General features: G+C 57.3%; 13 protein-coding genes and 1 tRNA gene. 8 read left to right on the top strand and 6 right to left on the bottom strand.

Annotated elements, in window-relative coordinates; genetic code table 11:
* Positions 1-158: 158 nt before the first annotated feature.
* Positions 159-503 (bottom strand): hypothetical protein, encoded by a 345-nt coding sequence (locus DNI29_RS02020; protein ID WP_110976395.1) that lies wholly within the window; start codon positions 501-503, stop codon positions 159-161.
* Between the two features lie 118 nt (positions 504-621).
* On the bottom strand, positions 622-1152 hold the full coding sequence (locus tag DNI29_RS02015) for a hypothetical protein (protein ID WP_110976394.1): 531 nt from the start codon (positions 1150-1152) through the stop codon (positions 622-624).
* A 278-nt stretch (positions 1153-1430) separates the two neighbouring features.
* Here DNI29_RS02015 and pheS point away from each other — a divergent pair, with 278 nt between their 5' ends.
* From pheS to DNI29_RS02000, 3 genes are all read left to right on the top strand, one after another.
* Positions 1431-2468, top strand: a complete 1038-nt coding sequence (gene pheS, locus DNI29_RS02010; RefSeq protein ID WP_110977263.1) for a phenylalanine--tRNA ligase subunit alpha — start codon at positions 1431-1433, stop codon at positions 2466-2468.
* 189 nt (positions 2469-2657) lie between these two features.
* Complete coding sequence (locus DNI29_RS02005; RefSeq protein WP_110976393.1) at positions 2658-3095, top strand: hypothetical protein; 438 nt, start codon at positions 2658-2660, stop codon at positions 3093-3095.
* 97 nt (positions 3096-3192) lie between these two features.
* Positions 3193-3269, top strand: a tRNA-Asn gene (locus tag DNI29_RS02000).
* A gap of 1198 nt (positions 3270-4467) precedes the next feature.
* Here the strand turns inward: DNI29_RS02000 and DNI29_RS01995 are convergent.
* Complete coding sequence (locus tag DNI29_RS01995; protein WP_110977262.1) at positions 4468-5205, bottom strand: SDR family NAD(P)-dependent oxidoreductase; 738 nt, start codon at positions 5203-5205, stop codon at positions 4468-4470.
* Positions 5206-5339: 134 nt separating this feature from the next.
* On the bottom strand, positions 5340-6176 hold the full coding sequence (locus tag DNI29_RS01990) for a helix-turn-helix domain-containing protein (protein WP_110976392.1): 837 nt from the start codon (positions 6174-6176) through the stop codon (positions 5340-5342).
* 491 nt (positions 6177-6667) lie between these two features.
* Between DNI29_RS01990 and DNI29_RS01985 the strand changes: the two genes are divergently transcribed.
* Complete coding sequence (locus tag DNI29_RS01985; protein ID WP_110976391.1) at positions 6668-7648, top strand: helix-turn-helix transcriptional regulator; 981 nt, start codon at positions 6668-6670, stop codon at positions 7646-7648.
* 7 nt (positions 7649-7655) lie between these two features.
* Here the strand turns inward: DNI29_RS01985 and DNI29_RS01980 are convergent, their stop codons facing one another.
* Complete coding sequence (locus DNI29_RS01980) at positions 7656-8156, bottom strand: cupin domain-containing protein (RefSeq protein WP_110976390.1); 501 nt, start codon at positions 8154-8156, stop codon at positions 7656-7658.
* 265 nt (positions 8157-8421) lie between these two features.
* Between DNI29_RS01980 and DNI29_RS01975 the strand changes: the two genes are divergently transcribed.
* From DNI29_RS01975 to DNI29_RS01960, 4 genes are all read left to right on the top strand, one after another.
* Positions 8422-9363 (top strand): NAD(P)-dependent alcohol dehydrogenase, encoded by a 942-nt coding sequence (locus tag DNI29_RS01975; RefSeq protein WP_110976389.1) that lies wholly within the window; start codon positions 8422-8424, stop codon positions 9361-9363.
* Positions 9364-9646: 283 nt separating this feature from the next.
* Positions 9647-12139: a PAS domain-containing sensor histidine kinase gene (locus tag DNI29_RS01970; protein ID WP_110976388.1), complete on the top strand. Its 2493-nt coding sequence runs from the start codon at positions 9647-9649 to the stop codon at positions 12137-12139.
* A gap of 47 nt (positions 12140-12186) precedes the next feature.
* Complete coding sequence (locus DNI29_RS01965) at positions 12187-12621, top strand: response regulator (protein WP_110976387.1); 435 nt, start codon at positions 12187-12189, stop codon at positions 12619-12621.
* 536 nt (positions 12622-13157) lie between these two features.
* Positions 13158-15770: a PAS domain-containing sensor histidine kinase gene (locus DNI29_RS01960; protein ID WP_110976386.1), complete on the top strand. Its 2613-nt coding sequence runs from the start codon at positions 13158-13160 to the stop codon at positions 15768-15770.
* 43 nt (positions 15771-15813) lie between these two features.
* On the opposite strand, the gene DNI29_RS01955 is transcribed toward DNI29_RS01960, so the two are convergent.
* Positions 15814-16254, bottom strand: coding sequence for a hypothetical protein (locus DNI29_RS01955; RefSeq protein ID WP_110976385.1), 441 nt, complete (start codon positions 16252-16254; stop codon positions 15814-15816).
* Positions 16255-16434: the final 180 nt, after the last annotated feature.

Below are 16434 nucleotides of genomic sequence, written 5' to 3'. Positions count from 1 at the left end.
GGTACGGCACCCCGCGCGGGCCCGAAACCCCCGCCTCATTTTTTGCCCTAACGTGACGTATTTCAGGAAGTTCCCGGCAGCAGTAGATTTGAAAAGATTTCGTTTCAGTCGTAATTCTCTAACCTCAACCGTAATAACACCCGAAACTAGGGTAACGACTACGGCTTGCTAACTACTTTTCGGCTTCCGTCGGCTGATATAGTAGTAGGGCCTGTTGGCTGCTTGGCCGGCTTCTTTTTTAGCGGGCGGCCCATGTAATCGGTAGTCGGCGGGCTGGGCATATTCAACCGTAAACCGGGAGCCAGTTTCAAGTTTTCCTCATCACGACGGCCCGAGCGGTCGTAGCGGGCATAGGCCCCAGCGCGCGACTTAGACCGCGCGTTTGAGGTCCGGTGGTAAGCAGCTTTGGTACGGGTAGCTGGTTTGGTCTGGGCCTGGGCAGGCGCCTCCACCAATAAGTAGGCTAGGCCGAGCAAGGCAAGCGGTAGCAGTCGGAGTTTCATAGCAAGAAGCAGTAAGAGGTTCAACGATTTACCACAAACTCTCTTACATACGGCAACAGCCCGGCAACGGCTAAACCGTCCGGGCTGTATGCGCTAACGTGCTGCAAAAACGAGTAAACTACCACCCAGCGGCCATGGGCTCTTCGGCCACATCTGCTTGCGACGATACCGTAGTACTGGCTACCTGTTTGCGTGCGATAGGCCGGCCGTTGTAGTCAGTGCTAGTACCACGATATGGGGCAGTATTCATGCCTGGCGCCAGCATCACCCCGGAAGACTGCATCATGGGGTCATCTTGGGTTACGTCCACGGAGCGGGGCCGCTTTGATTTGGCTTTGGCTACTGGGCGGCCGTTGTAGTCGGTGCTGGTTCCCCGGTAGGGCGAGGAACTCATGCCTGGTGCTATCATTACGCCTGAGGAGCGCATCATTGGGTCTGCCTCGTCAGTAGCTGCAGTTTCCCAGCCATTGCTGGCAGCAGAGGGGGTAGCCGGCTCGCTCCAGGTTTCGAGGGCGGGCCACTCGGGCTCAACGGCGGGGGCTACGCTGGTATTAGCCAGTTTACCGGATTTGGATTTGGTTTGGGCCTGTGCTTCGGACGCACCGAGGAAGGCCACTGCTACGGCAGCGGAGAGCAGAAAACGTTTCATTGGGAAAGGCAGATCAGGAGGTGAATACCACACCCGGCTCCGGCCGGGCTTGCAGCCAGCTGGCTAACGGGTGGCGCCCCACGTTCAGCCTCAGTTGCCGCTTGTGCTTAGGGTATTTGCAGCAACCGTACCAGTTTTCATACTGGCGCTCAATGGAATCAGGCAAGAAGAGAAATTTCGCGTTTTACAAATCATATATAACTGATAAACAGAAACATAATTTCAAACCTTTGTAATCCATCAGCATCTAGCCTCATTCAAGTTACCTTTGCTGTATGATGCAGGATAACATCGCGCGGCTGCGAGCCGAAATTGAAGCCTACGACCTTTCCAGCGCGGAACAACTCGACCAGTTCCGCATTGCCTATACTGGCCGCAAAGGCCAACTGGCCGACCTGTTCGACCAACTGAAAACTGTCCCGCAGGAAGACCGCCGGGCAGTTGGTCAAGAGTTGAACCAGTTGAAACAACTGGCGCTGGCCCGCTTCGAGCAGCGCCAGCAGGAGGTGGAAGCGGCCGCAGCCAACGCACCAGCCGACCCAACCTTTGATTACACCCTGCCTACCATCCCGAACGCACTGGGTACGCGCCATCCGCTGAGCTTGGTGCGCGAGGAAATCGTGCGGATTCTGGCCCGTATTGGCTTTAATGTAGAGGAAGGTCCGGAAATTGAGGATGACTGGCACAACTTCACGGCCCTCAACTTCCCCGAGAACCACCCGGCCCGCGACATGCAGGACACATTCTTCGTGCGCCGTACGCCCGGCGAGCAGGAGTGGGTACTACGCACGCACACCAGTCCGGTGCAAGTGCGCGTGATGCAAACGCAGAAGCCGCCCATCCGTAGCATCATGCCCGGCCGCGTGTACCGCAATGAGGCCATTTCGGCCCGCGCCCACATGATGTTCCACCAAGTAGAGGCGCTGTTTGTGGACGAGAATGTGAGCTTCGCTGACCTTAAACAAACAGTATACTACTTCGTGCAGGAGCTGTTTGGACAAGATATGCAGGTGCGGTTCCGGCCTTCGTTCTTCCCCTTCACCGAGCCCAGCGCCGAAATTGATATCACCTGCCTGATCTGCAAAGGCTCCGGCTGCAACATTTGTAAGCACACTGGCTGGGTTGAAATCGGTGGTTGCGGCATGGTAGACCCAGCCGTACTGGAGCAGTCGGGCATCGACCCGGAGCGTTACTCAGGCTACGCCTGGGGCATGGGCATTGAGCGCATCACCATGCTCAAATACCAGATTAAAGACTTGCGTTTGTTCACTGAGAATGACGCGCGCTTCCTACGTCAGTTTGAAAGCGCCCAATAGCTGTCCTACCCACAATAGCATTCCAACTCCCATTTGCGTAGCCACGCAGGTGGGAGTTGACGTTTATAGCAACCACAGGAAACTACTGTGCCACCAATTATTTTCTTGCTCGTAGCTGCCTCACGTTGGTAAGCTATACTAGCACCCCCAGATTACACGTTTCCTACCCCCTGCTTCTGCCTCAATCCTATGCGCTTTTCCTTTGTACTCGGCCTAGTGTTGCTTTGCGGCGTAGTTGCTACCCTGCTTACAGGCTGTAATTCCTCCTCTAATGATGGGCAGCCGCAGATTCCTTTGGCAGCAGTTAATGAAATTCTGTTCCTCACCGATCAGCAGAACAGCAACCTGCGTTTCGATAATGGGGCTGTTTACCACAAGGGAGGGGTTCGTGGCCTGATTATCGTTCGGCAGAATGCCAGCAGCTACCTTGCTTTCGACCGAAACTGCCCCTACCAACCGCTTGACACCTGCGCCCGACTTAAAATTGATCCATTTCTGCGGCTCTATGATCCGTGCTGCCAGTCGCAGTTTAGCTTGCAGGGGCAGCCGCAAGCCGGTCCGGCTACCCGTCCGCTCCGCCAGTACAACGCGGCCCTTTCCGGCAATACCCTGACAATCACGAACTAATTATTTTTTCTAAATTTTTTCGAAAACCATGTTTGGAGCTTCGAAAACTTTGCCCTAATATTGCACCAGCAACGGCGAAAAAGACGCCGCCATAACCGCTTCCTTAGCTCAGCCGGTTAGAGCATCTGACTGTTAATCAGAGGGTCCCTGGTTCGAGCCCAGGAGGGAGCGCCACTCAATCATAATACCCGCCGATATCCGGCGGGTATTTTTGTTTTAGCCCTATTCAGTAGGATTGCCATATTGCTTCAAATGGCTATGGCAGGCAATAGCGACACACAAACTGGTATAGGAACCGGTATGACTGTCCGTATGCAGCGCAAGACAGCTTACAAGCGGAAGAATTAACATCTATTCCGTCTGACGCCACAGTTGGTTTCCTTTATGCGTTATCGTGCGCTAGCATGGGAAAAACCATGCATTTTAATACTAATGAGAGAATTCTACTTCAGAAACTGAGGGTCCATTTCACACCAAGACATTGGCGTTATATATGCTCGGCGACATCCGCGGTGGCAAGGCTATTCATATTCTTACGGTCACGCTCAACAACAGAATGCAGGTTGTTACGGCACTAACCAGTGCGCCGGTTGGCATCCGGAGATGTGAAACTGAGAGCAATTACTTTGATTATGAAAGCACTAGTGCACCCTTTCTATAAGGTCAGACAAATGACGGACGCTAACGGTCAAGTGATGTTTACTAGTTTCTTTTCAAACTGGTATAACGGACGCGTTATCTAAATTCACATGCACATTTAGGACTGACGGTACATTCTTCAAAGTGACACCAATTGCTTTGCTCGAGATAAGGCAGCGCGGTAGTCACCGTAAATGTCTACATCAAAGGCATGAATGGACACACTACCAGCGCATAGGATAATATATTAAGCGATAGGGCATCTCTTGAACTGGCCACTGGCTTTGTACTGAGTATCAAACCGAACTTGTCGGCGCAGGGCTTTTTTGTCGATCCATTATCCATTGGATCTTATATCTGAGCTTTCTGCTGGCAAACTCTTTCTAGCTGACCAGCACGGAGTGCTTGAAACGGTCGAGCTCCGGCATATATGTACCTTCTATTTTGGAGCATACATGCACTAACACAAGCAGACGTTCGGACACCTACTGGTCCTCAACGAGGAAATGTGGGCGAATAGGCCCACATTTCACTGCCCACGTCCGTCACCACTTATGCAATGGTGCTGCCTATTATGGGGCAGTGGGGCCCGACGCATCCTGAGATAAATGGATGGAAGATGTTGTCTTGGCATGGCCCCGACTTATCAGCGTACAAGGCAAAACGCAAGCTCATGACAGGCTTGTTCAGGGTCTATTGAACTCTTTTACGGGACTCGCACCAGCGGGCGTGCTTACCAGGGAATGGTGGCAGGCGCTGGGAAGTACTCCTCGCTGAAATACTGACCCGTAGGACCGTCCGGGCCAATAAGCGCGTACTTGACGATGCGCTGCCCAGCCTGCTCTACCGTGCTAGTGCCCTGGTGGCCGGTGAAATCGGTTTGGGTGTAGCCAGGGCACACAGCATTAACCTTGAAAGCCGTGTCGCGCAGCTCGTGGGCTAGCTGAATGGTGTACATGTTCAGGGCCGCCTTCGAGGATTGGTACACTGGCAAGCGGTAGGTCAGGGTGGGGTTGGCTAAGTCGGCGAACATGGTCAAGGAAGCCATGGCGGTGGTTACGTTCACGATGCGCGGCTGCGAGGCCTGCTCTAGCAGGTCGAGGAAGGCCTGGGTGACGCTGGCCACGCCGAAAACATTGGTGGCGAAAACTTCCTGAAACTGCTCCGGCGTGGCCTCGCGGATGGACTGCGGCGTGCCGCCCGAAATGCCGGCATTGTTGATAAGCACGTCGAGCACGGCTGTCTTCGCGCCGATGGCCGCCCGCGCCGCCCGGATGGATTCGGGCCGCGTTACGTCTAGCTCGAGGGCTTCGACGCTGGGGAGGCCCGCGACGTGGAGCTGCTGGGCGGCCGCCTGTCCGGCGGCCAGATTGCGGCTGCCGAGGTACACGAAAAAGCCCTGCTGGGCGAGCAAGCGGGCGACTTCCAGGCCAATGCCTTTGTTGGAGCCCGTTACGAGTGCGGTTTTCATAATAAAATGGGTAAAATAATGAGCGTGAAAGGCCCAGCGCAGCTGCACACCAGCCGGACCGGTAAGGGCACAGCGGCCCTAGGTGCCCCGGGACGAGGGCACGATGGGCGGTTTGGATGCGAGCGGGCGTTGGGTTAGGCGGCCACCGGCTGCGGGGCGGCCGGACGTAGGGCGGCCGCGCGGGGTGGGTAACCGAATTGCTTTTTAAAAGCAGTGGAGAAGTGGGCCAGGTTTTCGAAGCCCACTTCCAAGTAGAGGTCCACGGGTTTACGACCTTTTTCCTGAAGCAAGTAGTGCGCTAGTTCCAACCGTTTCTGCGTGAGCCAACGCTGTGGGCTGCTGTGAAACGCCTGGCGAAAGTCGCGCTTGAAGCTGGTCAGGCTGCGCCCGGTCAGATAGCTGAACTTGGCCAGGGGCATGTTGAAGCGGAAGTTGGTTTCCATGAACGCCACTAGGTCCAGCTTGCCCAGCGCCGGGTGGTCGGCCAGCACGGCGTCGGTGTGGGGGTTGAGGCTGCGCAGCACTTCCACCACTTCGGTCAGCTTGCCGGTCAGCAAATTCGTGGGCAGCGGGTGCTGCAGCTCCAGGTACGGGAGCAAGGACGCAAACACGCTCTGCAGCAGCGGGCTGGCAGCAAATACCAGCGGCTCGGCCGCGGCGGGCAGCAGCGGGTGCGGCGGCTGGTGAGCGTAATAGTCGCGCACCAGGGCCGTCGGCAGCTTCAGTATCACGGCCTGAAAACTCATACCGGCCTTGGGCAGCTTCACGAGGGTAGCGGGCTGCCGCCGGGGTAGCAGCAAGGCGTCGCCCGCCTCGCAGGTGTGGATGTGGTGGGCTTGCACTACGCGCAGTTCCCCCGCTAGCACCCCAATCAGCAGGCAGTCTTCCTCCGCTACCTCACCTCGGTAGCGCCGGTCGCCGTGGCAGCTGGCCAGCACGTCGACGAAAGGATTCAGCTGTTTGTCGTTCATTGGAAAGATGGTTACGCCAGTCGGAAGGCTTTACCCGTAACGGTTTATCTGCAACAAAGGTAGCGACCAGCCAAGCGGGCCACTTTGCTCAGAAGGCCAAAAATGCTTTGCCTAGCGGACCACCTACCCTTCCGTGTCAAGCCGCTGGTTGCAGGATAGCCGTATTCCACGCGGTTGTCTACCTCGGCGCTTGACGTTGATCTTCGGCGGGCTTCCGAAAGTATCGGATAGGTAGTCAGACGGCGCCATAGAGGAGTTATTGGCCAGCACAGAAAAGTTAGGTTGATTTGTTGCCGAGCGCCTGACTCTATTAGTGTTGGTGGTCGACGGTGCCAGCGGAGGTCGCGCCGCCAGACCAAGGCTGCTTGCACTTGTTTCAACCGTTAATCTTCGTCCAAAGCACCAAACCTGCCAAGTTTAGGTGAGCAAAGGCCCCCTATGCTTTCTTGCTACCCTCTATCCGACGACACCTACTTAGCTTATTCCCCGGCATGACCTTCCGTTTCGTTGCGACGCCCGATTTCGACTTTGTTACGCAGTTTGCGCAGCACTTGCAAGTGCCTGTGCACGACGGCCTGGTTTCCTTGCCCGAGCACCTGGGCCGGGGCTACGTCCGTAAGCTGCAGTTTGGCGTCGATTTCAAGCTCACCACGCACCGCTACGAACTGCACGAAGACCTCGTCATCCAGCGCCAGGCGGCCGGCGCGAGCAGCGAGCAGATTACCATTTTCTTCTACAACAACGAGCAGCCGCTGGACATTGCCTTCGCCAACCACCCGCAGGTGCGGTTTTCCCAGCGCGATGAGTCGGCCGTGCAGCTCACATCCAACGACCTGAGCTCCACCATCCGGTTTCCGGCCCGGCACGCTGTGCACTACCTAGTGGTGGCCCTCAAAACGCCGCGGCTGAAGGCCCTGCTGGCCGGCAACGAGCCCCACGCGGTGCTCAGCGCCCTGACAGCCGAGGGCGGTTCCTTTCTGTTCTTTGAAAGCCTGTCGGCCGAGGCCAAGCTGCTGCTCAAGAACATCACCGACGTTAACCAGCACGACGGGCTGAGTCATTTCTACATCCAGGTGAAGGTGCAAGAGCTGCTCTATCTGGTGTTTCGCAAGCTGATGCTGCGCGAATCGGCCCCGCACCAACCCATCAACAGCGCCGACGCGGAGCGGCTGCTGCAGGTGCACGAGCAGTTGCTCACCGACCTGAGCACGCCGCCGGTGCTGCGGGAGCTGGCCCAGCAGGCGGCCATGAGTGAAACCAAGCTCAAGCAGCTTTTCAAGCAGACCTTCGGCAGCTCGGTGTACACCTACTTCCAGCAGGCCCGCATGAAGGAAGCCGCTTTTCTGCTGAAGCAGGGCCAGCGCTCCGTGGCCGAGGTGGGCTACGCGCTGGGCTTCTCCAACCTGAGCCACTTTAGCCGGCTGTTTGAGAAGCACTACGGCCTCAACCCCAAGCGCTACGCGCAGTCGTGAGGGTGCGCTAGCCGAGGTAGTTCGGCGGAAACACCTGCTGTCCGTACTCCTGAGCCAGGGCCTGGATGCGCTTAATGGCTTCTGGGTCCAGCACGGGCGGCGGCAGAAACTGGCCCACGGCTACCGGCTGGCCAATGTGCTGAAAAAACTCTTCCAGTCCCGCCGGCACCACCGTGCATAGCAGCCGGGCCGGCCGTTGGCTCTTGTTTTTAAAGCCGTGCACTACGCCGCCCTTCGGAATGCGGATGAAGGCGCCGGCGGTGGCCACGTAGGTGCCGAACTCGGACTTGACCTCTACTTCGCCTTCTACTACGAAGAAGGTTTCCTCAATATCGGCGTGGGCGTGGGGGCCGGGGCCACCGCCGGGCGGCACCAGCATATCGATGGTGGCGTAGGCGCCGGCCGTATCCTTGCCTGCAGCCAGGATGCGGTAATTGCTGCCCATCACGGCCAGCGTTGGCCCATCCTGGGGCCCCAGGATGGTAGGAGCTTGTTTGTGCGTGTCCATGTTGTTGGTCTGAAAGTGTGTAGCAAAGGTGGAATGCTGCTCCCCTCGTCGCCACTCCAGAACGGCGCAAAAACAGTCCGATCAGGCAGCTGAGCCCGGTTGCCTGATCGGACTGTTTTTGCGCCGTTTTGCGCTACCTCCCGCGGTGGTTCCTACTCCACCTTTGCAAGGCAATAGCAACACGGTGGCAGCCAATTACTGGCTTGCCACTACGGACAAAGCGCGAGCCTAGCTTATTGCAGCCTTCACTAAAACCAATAGCCCCATGCGTAAAGTATTATATGACCGTTTCGGTGACGAACAGGTCCTGGCGGTGCGCGAGCAGCCTACCCCCACCATTGACCCAAATCAGCTGCTAATTCAGGTTAAAGCCGCTTCTATCAACCCTCTGGATTGGAAGATTTACCGTGGCGAGATGAAGCTCCTATCTGGCTCGAAGTTTCCGAAAGGCGTCGGTATTGATTTTGCCGGCATCGTGGCGCAGGTGGGAACCAGCATCACAAGTTACCGGCCTGGCGACGCGGTATTCGGTTTCCTGGATGTCTTCAAGGGCGGAGCCCTCGCCGAGTACGTGGTGGTCACTGAGGCAGCCATTGCCCTTAAGCCGGCCAGCATTTCGTTTGACCAGGCCGCCGCCCTGCCGGTTACCGGCTTAGCGGCTCTACAGATTGTCGACCAACTGGCAGCCGTGGGCCCCGGCCAGGAGGTGCTCATCAACGGTGCCAGTGGCGGCGTGGGCCTGTTTGCCATCCAGCTAGCCAAAAAGCATGGCGCCCGCGTCACGGCCGTAGCCGGCCCTGCGGGTGTGCACCGGGCCACCCAACTGGGGGCCGATGCGGTGGTGGACTACACCAAGCAGCGCCTCAGCCAGCTGACGCAGCGGTTTGACACCATCATCGACCTGTCGGACAAGCTGAATTTCAGCGCGGCCCAACAGCTGATGAAGCCCCGGGCCACCTTTGTCAGCATGCTGCCTTCACCGCTGGGGCTGGTGAGGTCGTTTTTCCATAACCTATTCTCGGGCCAGAAACACCGCATTCTCATCCTGAAGCCCACCGCTGCGGGGCTCAATGTTCTGGCCTCCCTGGCCCAGCAGCAACTGCAAATTCCGGTGGAGAAGATATATGAACTGGCTAACGTTCGGCAGGCCTACCAGGAAACCAGCCAGGGCAAGGTGAAGGGCAAGGCCGTGGTGGTACTCAATTAAGCAAGTAAGGACACTCTCGTGTCCAATAGCGCAGTTCTTTTATACCTGAAAATGGTCAATTTCTCAGGGCAACGCATTTAATTGAATTTAATATTGAGCGAAAGGACTAATTAGATAGGGAAAAGCACAGAGTATAAGTGAATGAGCCAGGACAACACTACAGGAATGGTCTGTATGCAGGATGCGTACAAGCTAAGCGGTCCGTGCATTTATTCTCACAACTGCTCCTAGCTGCGTAAGACGCACCTACGTATCTCCCACTACTGCATCCAACGCCTTTATCATGTCACTGGGCTTGCCACCACCCGACTTGTTGCTCGTCTTTAACGCTCTGCCTGGTGCTAACCTCTTGCTTTCTCCAGAGTGGTACATCGTGGCGGCCAGCGACGACTACCTAGCCGCTACCCTCACGCAGCGGGCTACTATTGTGGGGCAATTTATCTTTGACGCCTTTCCGGAAAATCCGCACGTACCGGAAGCCAATGCTGTATCCAACGTGCGCGATGCGCTCGAGCAGGTACTGGCCACCGGCCGGCCCCACCAGATGCCCCCGCAGCACTACGACGTACCCGACCGCACGCAGCCGGGCCGGTTCGTGGAGCGCCACTGGCTACCGCGCCACACGCCCGTGCTCGACGCAGCCGGGCAGGTGCAGTTCATCATCCAATCCGTCCAGGACATCACAGCTAGCCGCATGGCCCAGCGCCAGCTGCACGAAAGCCAAGCCAGCGAGCGGGCTGCCCGCGCCGATGAGCAAGTTGCCCGCGCCGACGCCCGGCAGCAGCGCGCCGATTTTCAATACTTCATCGAGCAGGCACCGGTGGCTGTAGCCGTATACCACGGGCCGGAGTTTCGCATCGAAATGGCCAATGCCACGACGCTGGCCATCTGGGGCCGCCCGCTAGAGGCTGTGCTGCATCGGCCTGTGTTCGAGGCACTGCCCGAAGCGGCCACGCCCGACGTGATGGCCCTGTTCGAGCGGGTGTTTACCACGGGTATCACACACACATCTTACGAGCAGCCTACCATCATTGACCGCCATGGTCAGCGGGAGACTGTGTACTGGAACTTTGTATTTGAACCCCAGCGCGATGCCAGCGGCCGCGTCAGCGGCATCTTCACCGTCGGCACGGAAGTTACCGCGCAGGTGCTGGCCCGCCAACAAGTCGAGCAGCTCAACCAGGAGCTTGAAACCCGCGTGCAGGAGCGCACCCAAACCGCGCTGGGGTTGCAGGCCGAGTTACTGGCGGCGGCGCAGCAGCAGGCCGACCAACGGGCACTGCTCTACCAGGTATTTGAGGAAACTCCTGCTGCCATCTGTATTCAGCGTGGGCCAGAGCACCACTATGAGTATGTGAATGCGGCGTATCAGGCCTTCTTCCCCGGCCGGGAGTTTATTGGCCGCCCAGTGGCGGAAGTCCTACCCGAAACCGTGGATAGCGGCGTGGTGGGCCTGCTGGACCACGTTTACCAAACCGGCGAAACGTATTACGGCTATGAGTTGCCGCTGCTTATTGCCCAGCCCGACGGGCCGCCGAAGCAGATGTACTTCACCTTCACTTACCAGGCCTACCGCGAAAATGGTCAGATTGTGGGCATCTCCACCTTCGCGTATAATGTAGCCGCGCAGGTGCTGGTGCGCCAGCAACAGCAAGAGCAGCAACAAAAGCTGCACGCGCTGTTCGAGCAGGCCCCCGTCGGTATTGCTATCCAGACCGGGCCCAACTTAGTGTATGAGTATACTAACGCCGCCTACCAGCGGCTGGTCCCCAACCGTCAGTTATTAGGCCGGCCGTTTTTTGAGGTTTTCTCTGAAATGGCCGGTACCAACGTGGAAACCCTGCTCCGCCACGTTTACGAAACGGGCGAAACCCAACAGGAGCAAAACCTGCTTATTCCCGTGGCCCGCGCCGACGGCAGCTCCGAGTTGGATGACCGCTACTTTACGCTCGTCTATCAGGCCCAGCGCGACGAGCACGGCCACGTCAATGGGGTGCTGGCCTTTGTTGTAGAAGTAACCGAGCAGGTGCACGCCGGCCAGCGCGAGGAAGAAAGCCGCCAGGAGCTTAAGCAAGCCAACGAGCAGCTGCGGCGGACTAATGTAGACCTGGACAACTTTATCTACACAGCCTCGCACGACTTGAAGCAACCCATTGCCAACATCGAAGGCCTGCTACACGCCCTTCAGTACGCCCTACCCCCCGAAGGTAGGGTAGGCGAGGTGCCGACGATGCTAGACTTGATGCAGGCAGCTATTGAGCGTTTTGGCCGCACCATTGCTCACCTCACCGACATCTCCCGCTTGCAGCAGGAGCACAACCAGCCGTCTTCTTTAGTGCTCTTGGCCCGGGTAGTGCACGAGGTAAAGCTGGACCTGGCCCCCCTGCAGGAGAAAACCCAGGCCCAGGTAGACATCCATATTCCCGCAGACGTTACACTGCGCTTTTCGGAAAAGAACCTGCGCTCAGTGGTGTACAACCTGCTCAGCAATGCACTTAAGTACCACCATCCTGACCGGGCTCCAGTGGTAACTATCACGCACACTCTGTTGGCAGCGGAGCACCTGCTGGAAGTGCGCGACAACGGTTTGGGGCTGGATGTGGCCCAGGACCAAGGAAAACTGTTTGGCATGTTTCAGCGGCTGCACCCCCACATAGAAGGCTCCGGGGTAGGCCTCTACATGGTCAAGAAGATAGTCGAAAATGCTGGGGGCCGTATAGAGGTCGAAAGTGAGCTGCATCAAGGCTCCTCTTTCCGGGTGTATTTTCCCCGATAACGCCTTCTTTAGAACCTCCGGCAGCCTTCCCGGCTTGCTTATTCAGTATGCCTCAGCTTAAAAGTATCCTTCTGGTCGATGATGATTCAACGACCAATTATTTAAACAAAATGCTGCTGACCCGCCTGGGCGTAGCCGAGCAGTTGCTGGTGGTGGAGAATGGCCGCGAGGCGCTGGCTACCCTGAACCACCTATGCGCGGAACCGGTGCCAGACTGCCCTACCCTGATTCTGCTGGACATTAATATGCCCGTGATGAATGGCATTGAGTTTTTGGAAGCGTACCAGCAGTTGGCTCACCCTCAGCACCACTCTACTATCATTGTGCTCCTGACTACCTCCGTTAACCCGCTCGAACTGGCTCGGGTGCAGCAACTGCCCGTAGCCGCTACCCTTACCAAGCCCCTTACAGCCGAGAAAATCCAGCTTATCCTCCAAGAGCACTTCAATGTTCAGCAGCGCAAGGACCCATCGGAGGAGTAATTGCAGGCGAAATGCGGACAGCATAGTAACCGTTTCGTACTGCACGACAAGAGGGTCCGGCTACTTATAAGGGGTAGGCTAGCTTCAAGCGTTTAGTTCTTCTGTGGTACGGGCAGAGGAGATTTAGGGCATCGAAGTAATCAAGGCATGCTTTCGTCTCATCGATTCGTATGAGCGCGCCACGTTACAGTTGTGCTTCGTGTTGCGCTAGCACTGGGGGCCTACGACCACCCGTAAGCAGAACCCTACCCTAGCCCATACCGAAAAGGCATTGCTAAGGCAGGGTGCTATACCATCAACAGGCTATGTCAGGTGGGCTATGAGTACCATGGCCGCTTGGAAAGCGCAGGTTCTGCACCTGCTTCAGCAACCATGCAAGCAACTAGCTGATTGACAGGTTAATTAGACCGGAAAAGATTTCTATTACTGATTGGGTTGTACCTTGACGCTGCATCGCTGTCGATACACGTCGACAGATAAACTCGTGTGCCGCGCTTCTCCCGCTACAGGAGTACCAACTATTCCAGTGCCTCTTCATGAATTTCGATTCCTCTGTGAGTGGAGCCGCTGACGCCCCGCTGCTACCAAACAAAGGGTTGCCCCCGCTGCTGCTCGGATCATTGCTGGAGACCATGCCCTGGGGTGTGCTGTATCTGGCACCCGACGGCTGTATTGTGTGGCTGAATGCCGAAGCGGAAGCGCTGTGGGGCGTACCGGCCGCCGTGGTAGCGGGTCATCGGCCCGATACGGTTCAGCCTGCGGTACTACCTCCGGCATTGGTGCAGGCGCTGCAGCTCCTTTCGGCAGCACCTGCTGATTACTGGCTCCCGCTCACCCAACAGTGGATCAGTCTGCGCACAGCACCTGCGCCGGAAGGCCACTGGTGGGCCTTTTGGGATAACGTCACGGCACGCAAAGAGGCCGAGGCAGCGCAGCAGCGCAGCCGTAAACTGCTACTGGCCGTGGAAGACGTGGCCCATTCGGGTTCCTATGAGGCTGATCTGGCCACAATGGGCTTCTATTTCTCGGATGGGATGTACCGACTCTTCGACGAGTCACCATCATCGTTTGTGCCGAGCCTGGCTTCTATCGATGCACGCTCCCACCCCGATGATGCAGCCAAGATTCAACGAATACTCGACCAAGCCATTGCCACCCGGCAACCTTATACCTACCGCCGCCGCATCTACTGGCCATCGGGCGAGGAACACATCCTTGAAGCCCACGGCACCGTTGTGTGCAGCGAAACTGGTGAGGCAATAAAACTGCAGGGACTGGTGCAAGACGTCACGGCGCGCGTACATGCTGAGCAGCAGGTGTTGACCTTGGAGCAGGAGTTGGCCCGGCAAGCCACCGATAAGTACCTGACCTTGTTCAACACCATCGACGAGGCTGTTGCCCTTTGTGAAATCCTCGCTGACGAACACGGCAACCCCATCGATTATCGGCTGCTGGAGCTGAACCCGACCTTTGAGCAAGTGATGGGGGTAGTCGCCGGTGACGCCCGGGGTAGGACCGCACGCGAAGTCCTGCCAGCCTTCGAGCCATGGTGGGTTGAGGCATACGCCCAGGTAGCCTTTGGCGGCGAAACGATTCGCTTCGAGAGCCGACTAGCTAAGCCTGAGGAGTGGTTTGAAGTCTGCGTAGCTCCCTGGCCGAGCGCACCTGGACGCTTCATGCTCATCTACAATAATATATCGGCCCGCAAACGGGTAGAGCAGGAGCTTCGCCGCTCGGAAGCGCAGTTCCGAACCGTAGCGAATCTGGTGCCCGACCTGTTGTGGTGCAATGAGGCCCAAGGAGGACCTGACTGGTACAACCAGCGGTGGCTAGATTATACCGGGCAAACCTTGGCAGAAGTCGGGTCTTCCGACTGGCAGTCCAGGGTACACCCGCAGGACCAAGCGGCGTTGCGGCGTGAATTGCATACGGCAGGGTTGGTTAGTCAGCCCCTGCGCCAGGAGTACCGCATTCGTTCGGCCACGGGCGAGTACCGCTGGTTCTTGGTACAGACTCAAGCTGTGTACGGCGTTGACGGTCAGATTGCGACGTGGTACCGGGCGGCTACCGATATCCATGACCGAAAAATCACGGAAGCGCGCTTGCAAGCCAGCGAAGCCGAGTTCCGAACCCTGATCAATGCCGCGCCTGCCTTGGTGTGGATTGGCGCGCCCACGGGCGAGATTACCTACTTCAACCACCGCTGGTATGAGTACACCGGCCAGTCTAACACGGAGGCCATAGGCTATGGCTGGACGGAAGCCACACATGCGGAGGACTGGGAACAGCTGGCACCTTCCTGGGAACATAGCCAACGCACCGGCCAGGTATATGAAGGCGAAGTGCGCTACCGCCGCCACGACGGACAATACCGCTGGCACACATTCCGTGCCCTACCTCGGCTGGGGATTGATGGCCAGATAGCCGCGTGGTATGGCTTGAGCTTTGATGTTCATGAGGCGAAACTGGTGGAACAAGCCGTGCATGAGCAGACCTTGCTCCGCATGCGCCTGGAGCAGCAACAGCAGTTATTCAACGCCGTGCTTGAAGCGCAGGAAACTGAACGCTACCGCATTGCCGAAGGCCTGCACAACGGCGTTGGCCAGCTACTGTATGCCACCAAGCTACAGCTAGAGCAGCTACCACTGCAGAAGACTGACGCTGCCACCCGGGCATATGAGCTGCTTACCGACGCTATTCGTCAAACGCGCGCTGTATCGCACGAACTGGTGCCGCTGGTACTCCACGAGTTTGGGTTGGAAGCTGCCTTGCGGGACATTTGCCGCAAACTAAGTAGCCGTAAACTGCGGTTCGAGTATCATATTGACCTACAAGAACTGAGGCAGCCCTTGCCTAAGCCCTTGCAAATAGCATTGTACCGCATAGCGCAAGAGCTGGCACAGAATATTGTGAAGCACGCCGGTGCCAGCGAGGCCAGCCTGGCGCTGGAAGCGGTGCCGGGCTTTGTGTTGCTGCGCGTTGAAGATAATGGCGTTGGTTTCCCTACCCCTCAGTTAGCAACAAGTGGCTTAGGACTGCGCAGCATCCGCGACCGGGTGGACTTGCTTAACGGGCGCTTTGAAACAGGTTCCTCCCCGAGCATTGGTACGTTCGTGCGCATTCGCTTACCACTGCCTCCCTCAACCTGATGGTGACAGCTTCGCTAGAACAGGGCTGCTGTCGAAGCACAGCCTATACTCTTTTCTCTTGCTTAGCCTGTTCGTGCTGCTGACAGCTGCGCAGCCATTCTTCGGCTTCCGTTACCTGCTCAAATAACTGTAGCTCCAGCTCCCCTTCCAGGGGTTCCGCAAACGTGCGAGTCATGATGTCGGCGCCCGTATCTGCTTGCACTACATGGGCCACGTAACGCAGCCCAAGGCGTTGGGCATGAGGCAGCCACGTTTGGGCCAGCCATTCCAATGAATCAAACCATGGCCCGTGTAAAGCTGCGTTGTCATTGAGCAGGTAGAGACAGGGAAACGAGGCCGCATGGTCCAGGTAGTTCTGGGCCCCGCGCATGGCCTCCATAGGGTCGACAAAGCCACGCCAAGTGGCGCGCAGCCAGTTGTTTTCTGCGTCGAAAGAGAGCGTGCACCGGCTACCATCTAGGTCCGGCAAAGAATTAATCAGCATAACGTACGCTAGAAAACAAAAGCAAGGGGGCAATACTACACATCCTATTCTCCTCCCACAAGCACAAGCGTATCACCAAGCCATGCAGCATTGCACATTAGGCAGACCCTTTGCACGAAGCTGAGCGCCTTTAAGCATCAGGGCTAGTTCCTTATAAAAGTCTGGGCCTAGCACGCGCCT

It is taken from the genome of Hymenobacter sediminis (genome assembly GCF_003231285.1).
Classification (GTDB): domain Bacteria; phylum Bacteroidota; class Bacteroidia; order Cytophagales; family Hymenobacteraceae; genus Hymenobacter; species Hymenobacter sediminis.
This window is presented reverse-complemented; position numbering and strand designations above follow the sequence as displayed.